Raw genomic sequence first — 16,432 nt, forward strand, 5'->3', positions numbered from 1 at the left:
AGATACATGTTCATAGAACAGACTTTAATGGTGTAAACTTCGACACAACCCAATAACTCCCCTTGTTTTAATAAAAAAAATTTGAGACAATGAGTAGTGATGGTCTGAACTTTAACGTTTTGAAAAGAGGATAACGAATGAATATAGAATCCATTTATGGATTAACTTTTGATCAACTGGCGGCATGGCTGTTAGAACGTGGACATAAAAAGTTTCGGGCTACGCAGGTCTGGGATTGGCTTTATCGGAAGCGGATTACAGACTTTTCGGAAATGCTCGATGTAAATAAAGATTGTGTAGAAATATTAGAGCAGAATTTTGTCATTCATACCTTGGAAGAACATGTGAAGCAGGAATCTGCGGATGGAACGATTAAGTTCCTGTTCCGCCTAAAGGATGGCAACCTGATCGAGACAGTGCTTATGAGACAGAAATACGGTCTGTCCGTATGTGTAACCACGCAAGTGGGCTGCAATATCGGCTGCAGCTTCTGTGCGAGTGGACTGTTGGCGAAGAGCAGGGATCTCTCCAGCGGAGAGATTGTGGAGCAGATTATGAAGGTCCAGCAGCATCTGGATGCGGCGAACCTGGATCAAAAGGTCAGTCACGTCGTAGTGATGGGCATTGGCGAGCCATTTGATAACTTCAAGAATTTGCTCGATTTCCTGGCGATTGTCAAAGATCACAAGGGACTAGCAATTGCAGGTAGAGGCATTACCGTATCAACGAGCGGATTGGCTAACAAAATCGTTGAATTTGCGGATGCGAATACGCAGGTGAACCTGGCGGTTTCTTTACATGCCCCTAATAATGAACTGCGGACGCAGATCATGAAGATTAACAAGGCCATTCCAATAGAGAAGCTAATGGAGTCTATAGATTATTATTTGGAGAAAACCAAGCGGAGAATTACGCTGGAATACATTCTGATGAAGGATGTAAACGACGGCAGAGAGCATGCGCTTGAACTGGCCGAGCTGATTGGCGATCGACGCCCGCTCGTCAATGTGAATTTGATTCCTTATAACCCGGTGGATGAACACAGCCAATATCAAAGAAGCGAGCGGGAGACGGTGCGGGCCTTTTTTGATACCTTGAAGAAGCAGGGTGTCAGCGTAAGCACTCGTCTGGAGCATGGTGTGGATATTGATGCTGCCTGCGGACAGCTGCGAAGCAAACAAATCAAGAAATCCAAAGCCATGGCTTGACGGACTACCTCGACAACAATATGTTACTTTTTGTGATACAATGACGTGGCAGGTATTAGGAAAAGAGGTTGATTGAGTTATGTTGACATTTACGGGCTACAATGTGGAGAATGTAAAAGATCCTTTTGGTATACTAACCGGTAAACGGTATGAATTTGTCGTTCAACTGGACGTTCCAGAGGATGATGAGCTGTATGTAGAGAACGGAGTATCCGCTAGAGCGATTATTAAGGTGGATGAAGATCAAGTCAGCATCGTAAGTTATGATCTACAGGAGACAACTTCAGGTCAACTGCTCGATTTCGATATGGAAGAGGACGAGGAAGAAGCGTTACTCCTTTTTTGTAAAGAGCATTTGCCAGAATAATTAAGCAGCATTGACCTCCTTGCCCAATGTTCAATTGTGGCAGGGATTTTTTTAAAATATAAGCATTTATATGTTTTGTACTTTAAAGTATCTTTATATTTCTATGAGAAACGGTTGTCGTCCTTTAAGGACGACAATGTTGTTTCTTCTTGTAAGATCTTTAGCAAGTTTGGGATATATCGGTTAAAATATTATAAAGCATCCAAAATAGGAGTTGTATACATGTCTAATGAAGAAGTGTTCTTGACCAAAGAAGGGTTGGCTCAATTAGAGGAAGAGCTGAAGGAATTGAAAGGCGCAGGGCGTAAGGAATTGGCCGCACGGCTTAAATTGGCGATCAGCTATGGAGACTTGAAGGAAAATAGTGAGTACCATTCGGCCAAGGACGATCAATCGTTCATGGAGACTCGTATTATGATTCTGGAGAAAATGTTGACCAAAGCCAAGATCGTGGATGAGAGCCAAATGGATCTGTCAAAGGTTAGTATGGGTTGTATTGTTATTCTGAATGACATCGAATATTCGGAGAAGATCGAATATAGAATTGTTGGAGCTGCTGAAGCAGATGTTCTTAATAACAAGATTTCCTATGAAAGCCCGCTAGGCAAGGAATTGCTCGGTAAAAAGGTCGGCGATATTGTTAGTGTAAATGCACCGATGGGCATCATTAAATATGAGTTGCTTGAGATCAAAATGATGTAACAATATATTGAAAAGCTCTCAACCCTTTGTAAGGGCTGGGAGCTTTTTTTGTTGGCATGATAGGTTTTGGCTATGAGGTATATTGATTTCATATCTTAGACGTTCTGCGCTGTTACGCTTATAGTTTGAAGTAACCTACAGCAGAGGAGTAGTTCTATTCATGATCCAAAGTGTGTTATCGACGTTATACCAAGTCATTGTGCCTTTGTCCATTCCTGTGATCGTGGGTGCGCTACTTGGGCGGTTTAAGAATCTGGATACGAAGCCGTTATTGACGCTTTATCTATACTTTTTAACGCCGGCAATTATTTTAAATACATTGGCTACTGCCGAGATATCCATGGATGATGTTTATAAGACGCTCGCCTTTTCGCTTCTGAATCTAATCTTTTTATGGGCGATTGCGAATATAGTCGGCAAATTATTGAAGCTAGATCCATCCGAAGTATCCGGTCTGACCTTGATTTCAACGTTTACAAATAGTGTGAATTATGGACTTCCGCTGGTGTTGCTAGCTTTCGGACAGCTTGGTCTCGATAAGGCCTCTGTATATGTGATCGGACAGATGATTATCGTGAATACGATAGGCGTTTATTTTGCAGCAAGATCTCAGTTCTCGGTAAAAAATGCAGTGAAATCGGTCTTTTCGCTTCCTGCCATTTACGCAGCGCTGTTGGCCCTTCTTCTCCGCATCTTTGGCCTGCATTTGCCTACAGAGGTGGCTACAGGGGTTGCCTTGGTAGCTGGAGGATATTCGCCGGTGGTACTGGCGATCCTTGGCGCACAGATGGTTAAAGTGAGAACCATGCCATCCGCACGCAAGGGCCAGTCTACTTTTTGGACAGGGATGTCGATTCGATTAATCTTAGCGCCGCTAGTGGCTTACCTCGGATTATCGATCCTGCAAATTACCGGGACCTTGTTCTCTGTGCTGCTAATTTTGGCTTCTATGCCAGTTGCCGTCAACGCCGTAGTGTTAGCCGAGCGCTTTAATGCCTCACCGGAGCTGGTATCCAAATGTATTTTGTGGACGACGCTTGCTTCGTTTCTCGTGTTGCCGGTGCTTATAGTGTTAGTGCAAGGTGCGTAAGCCCTTAGAAATCAAAATGATCTGGGTCTGGACCTACCCGTTGATCTTGGTTGAGAGAGTTAATTAGAGTCATATCCTCGTCAGATAAATTGAAATCAAACACGTCTACATTTTCGATGATCCGGTGTTCTTTAGTAGACTTAGGAATAGTGATAATCCCACGTTGCAGGTCCCAACGGACAATAACTTGAGCGACGGATTTGCCATGTTTGGCGGCAATTTTTTTCAGTACAGGCTGATCGAACAATTGACCTTGCATTAATGGAGACCAAGCTTCTAATTGGATTCCTTGCTCTTTGCAGAAGTCTAGCAGCTCTTGCTGATTCAAATAAGGATGTAATTCAACTTGATTGACCATAGGCTTAATCTCAGTATCCTTCAGTACATCTTCAAGATGGTGAATCTGGAAGTTGCTGACCCCAATGGCTTTTACCCGGCCCTCTTTATACAACGTTTCAAGCGCTCTCCAAGACTCTTTATATTTTCCTTTTACAGGCCAGTGGATAAGGTACAAATCCAGGTATTCAAGTCCGAGTTTAGCTAAGCTAGTCTCGTAGGCGGCGATGGTCTCTTCGTAGCCCATATCTGCGGTCCAGACCTTTGAGGTTACGAAAAGCTCTTCTCTGGACAAGTTGTTCTCTTGTAGAGCCTCTTGGATGGCTTGTCCCACGCCTGTTTCATTCTCATAAATTGCGGCAGTGTCAATGCTGCGGTAACCGTGTTTAATAGCGGACTTGATCGCTTGTATCAGTTCTGCGCCTTCTTCTACTTTAAATACGCCAAGCCCTAGCCAAGGCATATTTACACCGTTGTGTAATGTAGTTGTATCCTGTAGATGTTGAGCCATAATAAAGTAACCTCCTAAGATATTTAAAAGTTTGTTTGGGTTGTTAATGGACTGCTGTTTAAGCAGCTTTAGTCTGGAGAGGAGCCTCATCTTTCTTCTCCAGAGCACGGCTCCATGCCGTCAGTAATACTGCGGACAGAACCATGATTGCACCTACCCAAGTGGTATGAATCAGTCCCATATGATCTGTGACGATGCCGCCAAGGTACGCTCCAATGGCAATACCAGCGTTAAAAGCAGCAATATTTAATGCAGAAGCTACATCTCGTGCACTTGGCGCATATCGATCTGCAAGCGTAACAACATGTACTTGCAAGCCGGGCACGTTCATGAAAGCTAACAGTCCCATAAAGAAGATCGTAATCAGTGCGGCAACCTTGTAAGGTGCGGTAAAAGCTAAGACAAATAAGACGACAGCTTGGACTGCAAACATATAGAATAGAGCATTCATTGGTTTGCGGTTGGCGGCTTTACCTCCAATCACGTTCCCGATGGCAATCGCAATGCCGTAGACAAGCAAGATGACGGCGACTGTATTCTCTTTGAAGCCGCTGATCTCATGCAGAAGGGGCGATAAATAAGTAAAGACTACAAATGTGCCCCCATAGCCCAAAGCTGTAATCGCGAAGGCAAGCAGTAAACGCCCATTGGTGACCAGCTTAACTTGCTCACGAAGGGGTGTGTGGGTACCTTTGCGCAGCCCGGATGAAGGAACAAGGATCAGATTGCCGATGAGTGCTATAAGCCCGATGGCAATAATAGCAATAAATGCAGTACGCCAGCCGAGTTGTTGGCCAAGGAATGTACCTAGCGGAACGCCAGTAACAGTAGCTACTGTAAGTCCTGTGAACATGATGGCAATGGCACTGGCCTTACGATCCTCAGGCACGAGGTCGGCGGCAATGGTCGAAGCAATCGACATGAACAAGCCATGGGCCAGTGCGGAAATTACTCTCGCGATTAACAGCAATGTAATCCCGTCCGCAGCCGCCGCAAGACTATTGCCGATAATAAAGACGATCATAATGCTTAGCAGTAAGGTTTTGCGCGATATCGACGTGGTTAGCGACGTTAAGATGGGTGCGCCAAAAGTTACTCCTAAAGCGTATAAAGTAACGGTCAACCCGGCTGTGGTTACCGGTATATGCAGATCCGTGGCGATTAGAGGCAGCAGCCCCACACTGATAAACTCAGTGGTACCAATCGCAAAGGCACTAATGGCTAGAGCTAAGAGCGCCAAGGTGCTTCTTTTTTTATCTAAGGACATTTTTTTCACTCCTACGCTGTGTTAATCACCGGGCCGGTAAGTGCTATTATGAAGAGATCTGTCCATTAAGTATAGTACGTACTTTAAAGTGCTATAGGTACTAAAAAGTACCTATAGAGCAACTCGCCAAACCACAAAAAAGCATGGGCACCCTGATCTCGTCAGGATTGCCCATGCTTTTTGCTATGCTTGTTATATAGTCCCAATAGGGTTAACGGGACCGTTGTTTGAGGTGGCACCGTTTAGTTGTGCCTTTGTTAGTGGCGTGCCCACCTGATCCTCCACCAACTGCCTGCTGCTGTCTTGTTCCTGGGCTTTCAATAGCGGAGTTTGTTCCACCGGTGCTGAACGTTCCGCCTCCGCTTGCTACCTGAGTTGCGGAGGCATTCTGACTCCGTTTAGGCAGTTTAACCGTCTGGGTATTGATAACGACCACAACTTCTTTGCGATACGGATATAATAAGAGGGGCTTAGCTTTGCCGCGTTTGTTGCCCCCACTGCCTAGGTTAGTCGCATCACCGCCTGCGCCGACACTTTGTTGTTGGCGTGTATAGGGAGAAGCAATGGCGGCATTATTGCCGCTTGCGCTGCTGCGTCCTGCTCCACTTGCAATTTGTGTAGTGTTGGGGGCGTTCGTATATTGATTGTTGATGACAAAGACTAATCTGTCCACTCCGTGGAGTGGGGTCCTTGTAATTATGCGCCGTTTTCCTTTTTGAATAATGACCACGATCCGGTCTCTTTTATAGGCCACCCATATTCACTCTCCCATACTTTGACTTCATTAACATTAATGCAGATGGGGGGAATAAGTGATGAATACGGGCGGTCTATCTCGAAAAACAATCATTTGCCTAAGTTAGCTGCCTACTAAACGGGTTTATTTATTCAAAGCTATATTTGATCCCCCATTGCTCCCGGACATTGCTCATAATGTCCATGACATCCAAGGAGAGGTTGAGGGTCTCTTTATGGTTTTTATCTGCAATATACCGCTGCATATCTTCAATCTCGTATTGCAAAGCCCTAGCTGTATCTCCAGCTTCAATCGTCTCTACTGTGCCATCCAAATACTGAATGGTGGCTTTGCTGGCCCGCGGGAAATTGTCTACGGTAATAAATCCGAGTTCTCCTGCAACCACACCCCGTTTAGGCATTTTGGAGCGCATTGTAAGGGAGACCACCGCCATTTCATCTGCAGCATTGTTAAGAATAATGCCGGATTGCTCATCCACTCCTGTCTCGAATCGTTTTACCGTAGTAAGAATCTCATGGGGCTGTTTGGACAGGAAGAATCTTGTGAAGGACAACGCATACGTCCCAATATCCAGCAGGGCTCCGCCCGCCAGATCTTTGCTGAAGAAACGGTTGTTCACATCATATTCTTTATGGCTGCCAAAGGAGACCTGCACCATTTTGAGGCGCCCGATGATGCCATCATCAATGAGCTGCCGCAGTTTTTTATACAGTGGCATATGGTAAATGGTCATAGCTTCGGCCACAACCAGGTCCTTTTCAGCGGCAAGTCGGGTGACCTCTTGAAGTTGTTTGCTGTTCACCGTGATTGCTTTTTCGCAGAGAACATGTTTGTTATTCTGTAAGCTTTCAATGATGTATTCATAATGATTGCTATGTGGCGTAGAGATGTATACTACATCAATTGCGGGATCTTGCAGCATTTCACTGTAACTGCCATAAGCTTTCGTGGCTCCATATTGAGTAGCGAAGTGTTGTGCTTTCTCCAAGCTCCGCGACCCAACCGCATACAACGTTCCTTCCGTTTCATTCAGCGCAGCCGCAAATTCAGCAGCTATACTTCCTGGACCAACAATTGCCCACTTTAAAGGGGTCATTTCCAGCACCTCATTTGTTTGAATTGTTTGTTTTTATTTAGTGTTAACCTTAATTCCATCTGAACCATTCATCTTCATAAAAGTTTTGATATTAAGCACATTTGTGCAATATAATAATAAATGTGCAAAACAATCGTCTACAGTATAGCGGGGGGTTCTAAATCCGTCAAACTGTCGAATACAGCGGGGGCGTTGTAACATGGATCGAAAAGAAGATAAGAAGCTGCTTATTAAAATAGCACAAATGTATTATGAACAGAATTTAACGCAGAGTGAAATCTCCGGCGAACTTGGCATATATCGTACCACCATCAGCAGGATGCTAAAGAGGGTACGTGAAGAAGGGATCGTTACAATAACTATTAATTACGATATTGGCGATCATTTTACATTGGAGCAGGAGCTGAAGGAACGGTTCGGGCTACAGGAAGCCATTGTTGTGGAGGTAGATTCTGCACAGTCCAGCACGATAAAACGCAAAGCTATAGGACAAGCCTGTGCGAGATGGCTCGAGCAAGTGCTTCAGCCGAAAGATACGATTGGATTTTCTTGGGGAAGCAGCTTAGCTGCCGTCGTAGAAAGCCTAACACAAGCCCAGAGACCTTTTGTAACCTGTGTACCTACGGTTGGCGGCCCATCAGGAAAGATGGAGAGCGGGTACCATGTAAATAACATCTGTTATCAAGCTGCTCTAAAATGGGGTGCGCGCTCGTTAATGATTGATGTTCCAGCGATCACGGAGCAAAAGGAAACTAGAGATCAACTGATGAATTCGCAGTATTATCAGTCCATTGCCAAGGCGTGGGACCATCTGGATATCGCTGTGTTCGGTATCGGATCGCCGGAAATGAAGGGGGAAGAGGCGTGGCGCGGATTTTATGGTGATGCAGTGATTGCTGAGCTGGAGAATGGAAAGGTCGCTGGTGATATCTGTTCACGATTCTACGATGGCAACGGGATTCCTGTGCATACCGGAATATCGGATCGAACGCTGACTATTGACCTGGAGCAGATCAAGCAAGCACGGTTTTCCATTGGTGTAGCGGAATCACTTGAGAAGGCTACAGGGATCCTTGGTGCGCTAAATGGGGGTTATATGAATGTGCTTGTAACGACCCAAGAAACAGCGCAGAAGATATTGGAGTAGCAACTACTAAATGTAAACAATTGAATTTCGTGAAAATAACCTGAAAATGGCATGCAAATTGCTTAAAATTTTGCTTGTAAGCACCAGACAGAGCGTGTAAGATATACAAGGTATTCATATCGAACATTTATAAAAATATAAGTTTCACATTATACATTATCTTTATATTTGCTTATCAACTCATATAATCTTGGGAATATGGCCCATAAGTTTCTACCGGATAACCACTGTAATTATCCGACTATGAGTGAAATAGCGCATCTAGGGTTCCGCTTCCTGACTATGGAAGGACTGGACCGAGCGATGCGGACACTATGCAGTGTTACACCACTAAGGGACAAAAACCCAGAAGGACAAATTCACTTGAGAGAAACGGCTCAAGGGATTTGTCCTTTTTTTGTTTTTAATTCAGAAGGAGAGATCAAGTTTACTATGAAGGTACTTCAAGAGCGCATCAGACAAGAGGGTCTTATTTTATCAGATACGGTACTAAAGGTAGATTCATTTCTGAATCATCAGGTGGATACGGAGCTTGCCTTACAAATTGGACAGGAGTTCAAGCGGTTGTTTGGACATTTGCCTATCACTAAGATCATCACTATTGAAGCGAGTGGCATTCAATTCGCCATGGCTACGGCCATCGCCTTAGGCGTACCGTTTGTATATGCGAAGAAAAAGAAAGCAGTGACCTTATCAGAAGCGGTCTATTCCGCGCCGGTACATTCTTTTACACGCAAAGAGGATTATATGGTTAGTGTCTCGCAAAAATATATCGGACCAAGCGATAAGGTGCTTATTGTAGATGACTTTTTGGCTACTGGTGCTGCTCTTGTTGGACTGGTTGATATCGTGCAAGAGGCTGGCGCTGAGCTCCTTGGCGTTGGTTGTGTGATTGAAAAATGCTTCCAAGAAGGCCGGAGTCTACTCGAGGATAGAGGGATAGAAGTCCATGCTTTAGCCCGGATCACATCTATGTCACCAGGGGAAATTCACTTCATTGATAATGAAAGTTCAAAAGAGCCAATCAAGGAGAGTGCGAGATGTTAAGCAAGAAAAAAGTATTTGCGTTAGGATTTCAGCATGTACTGGCGATGTATGCCGGAGCAGTTGTTGTTCCGCTGATCGTAGGGAACGCGCTGAACCTGAATGCCACCCAAATGGCCTATCTTATCGCAGCTGATTTGTTTACTTGCGGGTTAGCTACTTTGCTGCAGATTATGGGCACTAAGTATTTTGGCAGCAGGCTGCCGGTTATTCTTGGATGTACCTTTACGGCAGTAGGGCCGATTATCGCTATCGGCAGTGCCAACAATTTGGCGACGGTGTACGGAGCAATTATTTTATCTGGTTTATTCGTGGTACTGGCGGCCCCCCTTTACGGGAAGCTGCTGAGGTTTTTCCCAACGATAGTAACGGGCTCAGTCGTGACCATTATTGGGTTATCTCTTATTCCTGTAGCTATGAATAGCGTAGCTGGCGGAGAAGGCAGCGCTGATTTTGGGAATCCCCGCAATTTGTTGCTTGCACTGATCACACTGCTGGTCATTTTAGCGGTTAACCGTTTTACTACAGGATTTCTTCGCTCGGTCTCTGTCTTGATAGGTCTTTTAGTGGGTACAATTATTGCTTATGGAATGGGCATTGTCAGTTTCTCTACAGTAGGTGAAGCCTCTTGGGTAAGTGTTGCTCAGCCTTTCTACTTCGGATGGCCTCAGTTCAATCTTACGGCTATTTTCACTATGATCATTGTTAATATTGTTAGTATGGTTGAGTCCACAGGTGTTTACTTTGCGATTGGTAAAGTAACGGATCAGAAAGTGGAACAAAAGCAGATCGTAAACGGGCTGCGTTCGGAAGGTTTGGCGATTATGCTGGGCGGGATCTTTAATGCATTTCCGTACACAGCATTTTCGCAAAATGTAGGTCTGGTCTCGCTGACCCGGGTCAAAACCCGGAATGTTATTTTTGCAGCCGGCGGGATTATGGTTGTGCTTGGATTACTGCCTAAATTGGCGGCTCTGACAACGGTTATTCCCAATGCCGTACTGGGTGGAGCGATGATCGTGATGTTCGGATCGGTTGCTGTTTCCGGGATGTCGATTCTGTCAGAGGTAGATTTGCGTAAGGATGGTAATCTGCTGATTGCCGCTTGTAGTATCGCTGTTGGATTGGGTTCAGCAACTGTACCTGCGATGTTCGATCAATTGCCTGAATTCGCTCGGATGCTGCTGCAAAACGGTATCGTATCCGGTTCCCTTACAGCGATTGTACTGAATATCTTCCTCTCGAAGACAAAGGATAATGTTCTGGCAGAAGATCCTGCTGCCCCTGTTCTAACGAAAGAAACCCAAGTTTCTTAGTACGTCTAATTCATGTTAAAAGACCAAGCTCTGGTGTGCTGATACCTAAGCTTGGTCTTTTTCTCATGCTCATAGCTTGTGCATATGCACAAAAAAATAGGTTGTCCCGTCAATATTATTGGGTTTGTAAGCGCAGTATACTCAGTTTAGAAAGCGTTATCAAATTACACACTGTATAGTGTCAAATTCTTATACTAGGGGGCAACTAGAGATGGAAGGCACAGTAATTAACTGGATGGGCGCGATTGCGGGATTGATTCTGGCCGTCGTATTGATTTTCAAAAAGGTTAACCCGGTCTACGCACTCTTTTTAGGCGCGATTGCCGGAGGGATATTAGGCGGGGCATCCATTGCAGAGACAGTACAATATATCATCGACGGAACGAATAGTGTTATGGGTGCAGTTGTACGTGTTCTCGCAGCTGGTGTGCTGGCCGGGGTATTGATTGAATCAGGGGCAGCCGAACGAATGGCCGAGACCATAGTAGATAAGCTTGGCGAAAAGAAAGCGTTATTATCTATAGCGCTGGCTACTATGATAATTACAGCAGTGGGCGTATTCATCACAGTTGCTATCATTATTGTCGCTCCAATCGCTTTGTCCGTAGGTAAGAAGATCGGCATTTCCAAAACCGCTTTGCTGCTCGCACTGGTCGGTGGCGGTAAAGCCGGTAACATTATTTCACCGAACCCGAACACCATTGCCGTAGCTAAAGGCTTTGATGTAGATTTGGCTCAGGTCATGATTCATGGATTCATCCCAGCCGTTGCGGGTCTGATTGTCACTGTTATTATTGCTAATCTGCTGGTCAACAAAGGTGTGAAAATTGCAGAGGGCGACGTTGTAACTAAAGAGGAAGACAGTACTAAAGTTAAACCTAGCTTTGGCCGTGCCATCGTCGCTCCAGTTGTCGCTATTTTACTTCTAGCCATTAACCCAATCGGAAATATTCTAAATATTGAATTGCTGAAATCATTTAAAGTCGATTCTATGATCATCTTGCCTCTTGCCGGCATTATTGGATTGATTGCTATGAAACAAACGAAAAACATCATTTCTTTTACAACCTCAGGGTTAAATAAAATGACAGGTACAGCCATTATCCTGATTGGTGCTGGTGCTATCGCTGGTATTATCTCGAAATCGGATTTGAGTGCTACTGTTGTAGATGCAATAACAGCTATGGGGATTTCCGGAACGTTCCTTGCTCCAATTGCAGGGATCCTGATGGCGGCTGCTACAGCATCAACCTCTACGGCTTCTATCGTGGCTGCCGGATCATTTGGTCCCGCTATTCTTTCGATGGGCACAGCGCCGCTAAATGCAGCAATTATGGTACACACCGGGGCTACAGTTATTGACCATCTGCCACACGGTAACTTCTTCCACGTGACCGCAGATTCCGTTAAGATGAACATTAAGGACCGGATGTCACTGATTCCTTATGAAAGTCTCGTGGGTCTGACGATGGCTATCGTCGCCACTATATTATACGGCTTCATCCTATAATTTATATTTGCAACTAGAAGGGACGGATATTCTATGAATAAAGACTTTGTCATCGTATTGGCACCGGATTCTTTCAAGGAAAGCATGACAGCCAAAGAAGCTTGTGAAGCCATGGAAAAAGGCATTCATAAAGTAAATTCTAATATTACTTGTATTCATGTACCCATGGCAGATGGCGGCGAAGGAACGATGCAGTCCTTGGTCGATGCAACGGAAGGTACAGTATATATAACAAAAGTTAAAGGGCCACTGGGCAATGAAGTTAGCGCATCCTACGGAATCACAGGAGACGGGCTGACAGGGGTGCTGGAAATGGCTAGTGCGAGTGGTATTCAGCTGGTATCCCCTGAGACACGTAACCCGTTGATTACAACCACCTACGGGACAGGACAATTAATCAAAGCATGTCTGGATCGTGGTGTCAGCAAGCTGCTGATCGGTATCGGTGGCAGTGCCACCAATGACGGAGGCGCCGGGATGGTGCAGGCATTAGGCGGCAGGCTGCTGGATGCCGAAGGCAATGAGCTGTTGTTTGGTGGTGGTGAGCTTGGCAGATTAGCCCGTATTGATCTGAGTGGATTTGACCCTCGCCTGAAGGATGTACAGGTTGAAGTGGCCTGCGACGTTACGAATCCATTATGTGGTCCGACCGGAGCTTCCAATGTATTTGGTCCGCAAAAAGGGGCTACGTCGGATATGATCAAACAGCTGGACAGCAATCTGCATCATTATGCGAGTGTCATCAAAGAGCAACTGGGTTTCGATATTATAGATATGCCTGGTGCTGGTGCAGCGGGTGGCCTTGGGGCAGGACTGGTAGTGTTCTTAAACGGAATATTAAAAAAAGGCATTGAGCTTGTGATCGACTATACTGGACTTGAAGAAAAAGTGCAGCAGGCAGACATGGTATGGACCGGGGAAGGAAGCATCGATTTCCAGACCCAATATGGCAAGACCCCGCTTGGCGTTGCTGAGGTCGCTAAGAAATATAATAAACCTGTGCTGGCCTTTGCGGGACGGATCGGCGATCAGACGGAAGTGCTGTATGATAAAGGGATCGATGCTATTTTTGGCATCATGCCAGGTGCAGCTTCATTAGAGGATGCCTTGAATAAAGGGCAAGAGAATCTGGAAAGAACGGCTGAGAATGTGGCTAGGTTAGTCATGCTGAACCAAGGAAGCTGAATGAATTATACAAAGTGATAGAGGGGCTGACTGAACGGAGTCAGCCCCTTTTTTCTTTTTTAAGGTAGAAGCTTTCTGAGTAGAATATAAGGGAACAGGAGGTACAGACATGAAGATATCGAAATCACTCGCAGGACAAATAGCACAAGAAATGATGAGCGTAGTTCCTTATAACATTAATGTTATGGATGAGAGCGGGTTTATTGTGGGGAGCGGAGATCTGAAACGGGTCGGAACCTTACATGAGGGAGCGAGAATAGCCATTCAAAGTGGTCATGTCTTTGAAGTGTACGAGGATGGCAGCGGCATGAAGCCGGGGGTGAATGAACCCATTATTATAGATCATAAAGTTTTGGGTGTGGTAGGTATTACGGGACATCCGGATGAGGTTAGGCCGTTTAGTAAGCTGGTCAGAGTCACTACTATATTACTTATTGAGCAGGAAGCAAGGAACAAGCTGGAACAGGATGAGCGAGTAAAACGTGTGAAATTTTATCATGAATTGTCTTATCGTAAAGAAGCATATGATCTTGAGTTTCTGGAACGGGCGGGCAGCTATGGGCTTGATCTTAAGAAAAAATGCTGGGCCATCCTTGTGGAAGGCGATGTGAACGGAAAAGAATTCAAAAATGTATTTAGGTCTTATCCACATTACTGGAATTTGGAGAATGATAAGGCGGTTTTTTTCATAACGGATGTTTTTCTTTATAAAGAGCTTATAGGAAAACTAAATTCATGTGCGAATGTGGGGCGAATAGGTTCTGGCGAAGCAGAGGAGTTAGCTGCATATTCACTTGAACAGGCCCAGTCGGCGATTAGTGTTGGCAGTAGAGTCGACCCGCTCAAGAAACTGTACACTTATGAGGAACTAAAATTCTTAATTCATCTCTCCTATGACGGGGCGGAACGGCCTGGAACGATTTATGCTCTGCTGGATCAGTCGGGCGATAAGACAGGCCTGATTGAAACGCTGCAAGTATTTATTGCTGAGAATGGGGACCATAATCGTACTGTACAGAAGCTGAATATTCACCGAAATACACTGAACTACCGGCTTAATCGCATTCATACATTGACGGGCAAAAATCCACGCAACTACATGGAGTTGTTTGAATTGTTGTGCGGATTGATGTGGCGGAAGTAGTCTATATCCCCCTATTCCAATTGCCATCCTGATTTTATAGGCATAAACTTAGATAAGCTTGTATAGATAAATTAGGACAGGGATGGATAGGAATGAATGAGAAAGTAGTAATGAATGATAAAGTAGTCATGCCATTATGGACCATGTGCCTTTTTATCGTAGTGATGAACACAACGATGTTTAATGTATCGCTTCCAACCATTATTCAGGATCTCCAAATTTCTGCTGATCTAGGTTCATGGGTAATTTCGAGCTATTCGATTGGATATGCTTTATCGACGGTTATTTATAGCCGCTTATCAGACGTGGTGCCGATTCGGAGACTTTTGACCGTTGGCTTAATTACTCTCGGGTTGGCCTCAGTGTTTGGATTATTTGCGCATGACTTTAATACATTATTGATAACGAGAATAGTACAATCTGCTGGCGCGGGTGCGATGGCTGGATTGGGTCTCGTACTGGCTAGCCGTTATGTGCCTATTGAAAGACGTGGTGCAGCTATCGCCATGATCTCCGCAGGGAGTGCCATGGCCTTTGGTTTGGGCCCGATTTTTGGTGGTGTCATCAGTCAGTATTTTGGCTGGAACGGGTTATTCGGAATTACTTGCCTTGTGCTTGTTGTATTGCCAGTACTACTGCGGTTATTACCTAAGGAACAGCCGCAGCCTGCAAGCTTTGACATTATTGGGGCGGCGCTGACCGTTATAAATGCGGCAAGTCTGCTGGTAGCCGTAACCACCCAATCTCTGGTATGGTTGGCAGTGGGCGTAGTGTCTATTATCGTGCACGCTTGGTATTTGAAAAAGGCGAAGGAATCCTTTATTAACCCGCAGCTGCTAAAAATGCCGGGATACTTGAAGCTAGTTACCATAGGCTTTTGCATTCTAGTGCTGAACTTGGGGAATTTGTTCCTGATGCCGCTTGTGCTCGCTAATCTATTTGGTAAATCGGCGTTGATGATTGGTTTGTTTATCGCACCAGGTGCGTTATTATCCGCATTTCTTACCCGTTTTGTTGGACGTTTTATTGACCGGTATGGCAACTTGCGCTTCTTAATCATAGGGCATTGTATTCTTGCCGCTGTTATGGCTGCATTTGCGCTGAACCTTTCTGTATCTCCTGTAGTTCTTCTGCTTGGTTATCTTTGCTTCTCTCCGGCCTTCTCGGCGACAATGGCATCCTTAAATAATGAAGCTTCTCGGGTTCTTCCGCGAACTTGGATTGGTTCAGGTATGGGGCTTTTACAACTGATTCAGTTCTTTGGAGGTTCTGTATCTGTTGCGGTCTGTGGGCTGTTGCTGCATACTCAGCGTGATCTTGCGCCGGCAAAAGCATATGAGCATGTATACGGACTGTTGCTCCTTGTCAGCTTGTGTTCGTTAGGAGTTCTCCTTTTATATAGTCGTTCTTATTCCAAAAGTAATACTGGGCAATCTATACAAGCTTAGAACTGAAACGAAAAGGTGATAAAAACGTATCAGATGCTATAGCAGATATAAGGAAGGAATGGTAATAATGGATAACGGGATGAGTGTAGTTTTAATCGAAAAAATGCCAGAAGGTGATCTACGAGTGATTGAAGAGCGTACGTGGAGCATGAATATGATAACTGCACTTGAACATGTCAATTATATAGTGGTGGGCAGTAAGGAATATGAAGCGGTTGAAGGACGACTGAATGTGGATGAGGGCAAGCTGGAGCTTTTGCTTGTTCCGATGCACACAGAGGGATAGAAGATCATCAGGGAAGGA

Annotated in this window: 16 protein-coding genes and 1 riboswitch; of the genes, 12 read left to right on the forward strand and 4 right to left on the reverse strand. The window is 45.0% G+C overall.

What is annotated here, in order from left to right; genetic code table 11:
- The first annotated feature begins 137 nt into the window (after positions 1–137).
- The 4 genes from rlmN to MHH60_RS07520 all read left to right on the forward strand — a co-directional run bounded on the left by rlmN (position 138) and on the right by MHH60_RS07520 (position 3,367).
- The gene (rlmN, locus tag MHH60_RS07505; protein ID WP_076132747.1) at positions 138–1,208 is read left to right on the forward strand and encodes a 23S rRNA (adenine(2503)-C(2))-methyltransferase RlmN; all 1,071 of its coding nucleotides are present in this window, start codon (positions 138–140) and stop codon (positions 1,206–1,208) included.
- 79 nt (positions 1,209–1,287) lie between these two features.
- Positions 1,288–1,575: a DUF6509 family protein gene (locus tag MHH60_RS07510; protein ID WP_036682221.1), complete on the forward strand. Its 288-nt coding sequence runs from the start codon at positions 1,288–1,290 to the stop codon at positions 1,573–1,575.
- Positions 1,576–1,797: 222 nt separating this feature from the next.
- A complete protein-coding gene (greA, locus tag MHH60_RS07515) occupies positions 1,798–2,277 on the forward strand; it encodes a transcription elongation factor GreA (protein WP_036682220.1) in 480 nt (159 codons plus the stop codon).
- A 160-nt stretch (positions 2,278–2,437) separates the two neighbouring features.
- Positions 2,438–3,367, forward strand: a complete 930-nt coding sequence (locus tag MHH60_RS07520; protein ID WP_076132744.1) for an AEC family transporter — start codon at positions 2,438–2,440, stop codon at positions 3,365–3,367.
- 4 nt (positions 3,368–3,371) lie between these two features.
- Here the strand turns inward: MHH60_RS07520 and MHH60_RS07525 are convergent, their stop codons facing one another.
- The 4 genes from MHH60_RS07525 to MHH60_RS07540 form a co-directional block, all read right to left on the reverse strand.
- Entirely contained in the window at positions 3,372–4,214 is an 843-nt protein-coding gene (locus tag MHH60_RS07525; protein WP_076132743.1) for an aldo/keto reductase, read from the reverse strand.
- A gap of 58 nt (positions 4,215–4,272) precedes the next feature.
- On the reverse strand, positions 4,273–5,481 hold the full coding sequence (locus tag MHH60_RS07530) for an MFS transporter (RefSeq protein ID WP_076132741.1): 1,209 nt from the start codon (positions 5,479–5,481) through the stop codon (positions 4,273–4,275).
- A gap of 211 nt (positions 5,482–5,692) precedes the next feature.
- Complete coding sequence (locus tag MHH60_RS07535) at positions 5,693–6,235, reverse strand: hypothetical protein (RefSeq protein ID WP_081388811.1); 543 nt, start codon at positions 6,233–6,235, stop codon at positions 5,693–5,695.
- 130 nt (positions 6,236–6,365) lie between these two features.
- Positions 6,366–7,334: a Gfo/Idh/MocA family protein gene (locus tag MHH60_RS07540; protein ID WP_076132738.1), complete on the reverse strand. Its 969-nt coding sequence runs from the start codon at positions 7,332–7,334 to the stop codon at positions 6,366–6,368.
- Positions 7,335–7,533: 199 nt separating this feature from the next.
- On the opposite strand from MHH60_RS07540, the gene MHH60_RS07545 reads away from it, so the two are divergent.
- The 8 genes from MHH60_RS07545 to MHH60_RS07580 all read left to right on the forward strand — a co-directional run bounded on the left by MHH60_RS07545 (position 7,534) and on the right by MHH60_RS07580 (position 16,414).
- Complete coding sequence (locus MHH60_RS07545) at positions 7,534–8,481, forward strand: sugar-binding transcriptional regulator (RefSeq protein ID WP_076132737.1); 948 nt, start codon at positions 7,534–7,536, stop codon at positions 8,479–8,481.
- 160 nt (positions 8,482–8,641) lie between these two features.
- Positions 8,642–8,745: riboswitch (purine riboswitch) on the forward strand.
- 168 nt (positions 8,746–8,913) lie between these two features.
- Positions 8,914–9,528, forward strand: coding sequence for a xanthine phosphoribosyltransferase (locus MHH60_RS07550; protein WP_036682464.1), 615 nt, complete (start codon positions 8,914–8,916; stop codon positions 9,526–9,528).
- Positions 9,522–10,841 (forward strand): nucleobase:cation symporter-2 family protein, encoded by a 1,320-nt coding sequence (locus MHH60_RS07555; RefSeq protein ID WP_036682206.1) that lies wholly within the window; start codon positions 9,522–9,524, stop codon positions 10,839–10,841. The genes MHH60_RS07550 and MHH60_RS07555 overlap by 7 nt, the downstream gene beginning before the upstream one ends.
- 211 nt (positions 10,842–11,052) lie before the next feature.
- The gene (locus MHH60_RS07560) at positions 11,053–12,351 is read left to right on the forward strand and encodes a GntP family permease (protein ID WP_038573777.1); all 1,299 of its coding nucleotides are present in this window, start codon (positions 11,053–11,055) and stop codon (positions 12,349–12,351) included.
- Between the two features lie 33 nt (positions 12,352–12,384).
- Positions 12,385–13,536: a glycerate kinase family protein gene (locus MHH60_RS07565; protein ID WP_076132736.1), complete on the forward strand. Its 1,152-nt coding sequence runs from the start codon at positions 12,385–12,387 to the stop codon at positions 13,534–13,536.
- A 109-nt stretch (positions 13,537–13,645) separates the two neighbouring features.
- Positions 13,646–14,680 (forward strand): CdaR family transcriptional regulator, encoded by a 1,035-nt coding sequence (locus MHH60_RS07570; protein WP_076132735.1) that lies wholly within the window; start codon positions 13,646–13,648, stop codon positions 14,678–14,680.
- A gap of 92 nt (positions 14,681–14,772) precedes the next feature.
- The gene (locus MHH60_RS07575) at positions 14,773–16,128 is read left to right on the forward strand and encodes an MFS transporter (protein ID WP_232061480.1); all 1,356 of its coding nucleotides are present in this window, start codon (positions 14,773–14,775) and stop codon (positions 16,126–16,128) included.
- Between the two features lie 79 nt (positions 16,129–16,207).
- Positions 16,208–16,414 (forward strand): hypothetical protein, encoded by a 207-nt coding sequence (locus MHH60_RS07580; protein ID WP_232061479.1) that lies wholly within the window; start codon positions 16,208–16,210, stop codon positions 16,412–16,414.
- Positions 16,415–16,432 lie beyond the last annotated feature (18 nt).

This window comes from Paenibacillus sp. FSL H7-0716 (assembly GCF_038002705.1).
Lineage (GTDB): Bacteria > Bacillota > Bacilli > Paenibacillales > Paenibacillaceae > Paenibacillus_AQ > Paenibacillus_AQ odorifer.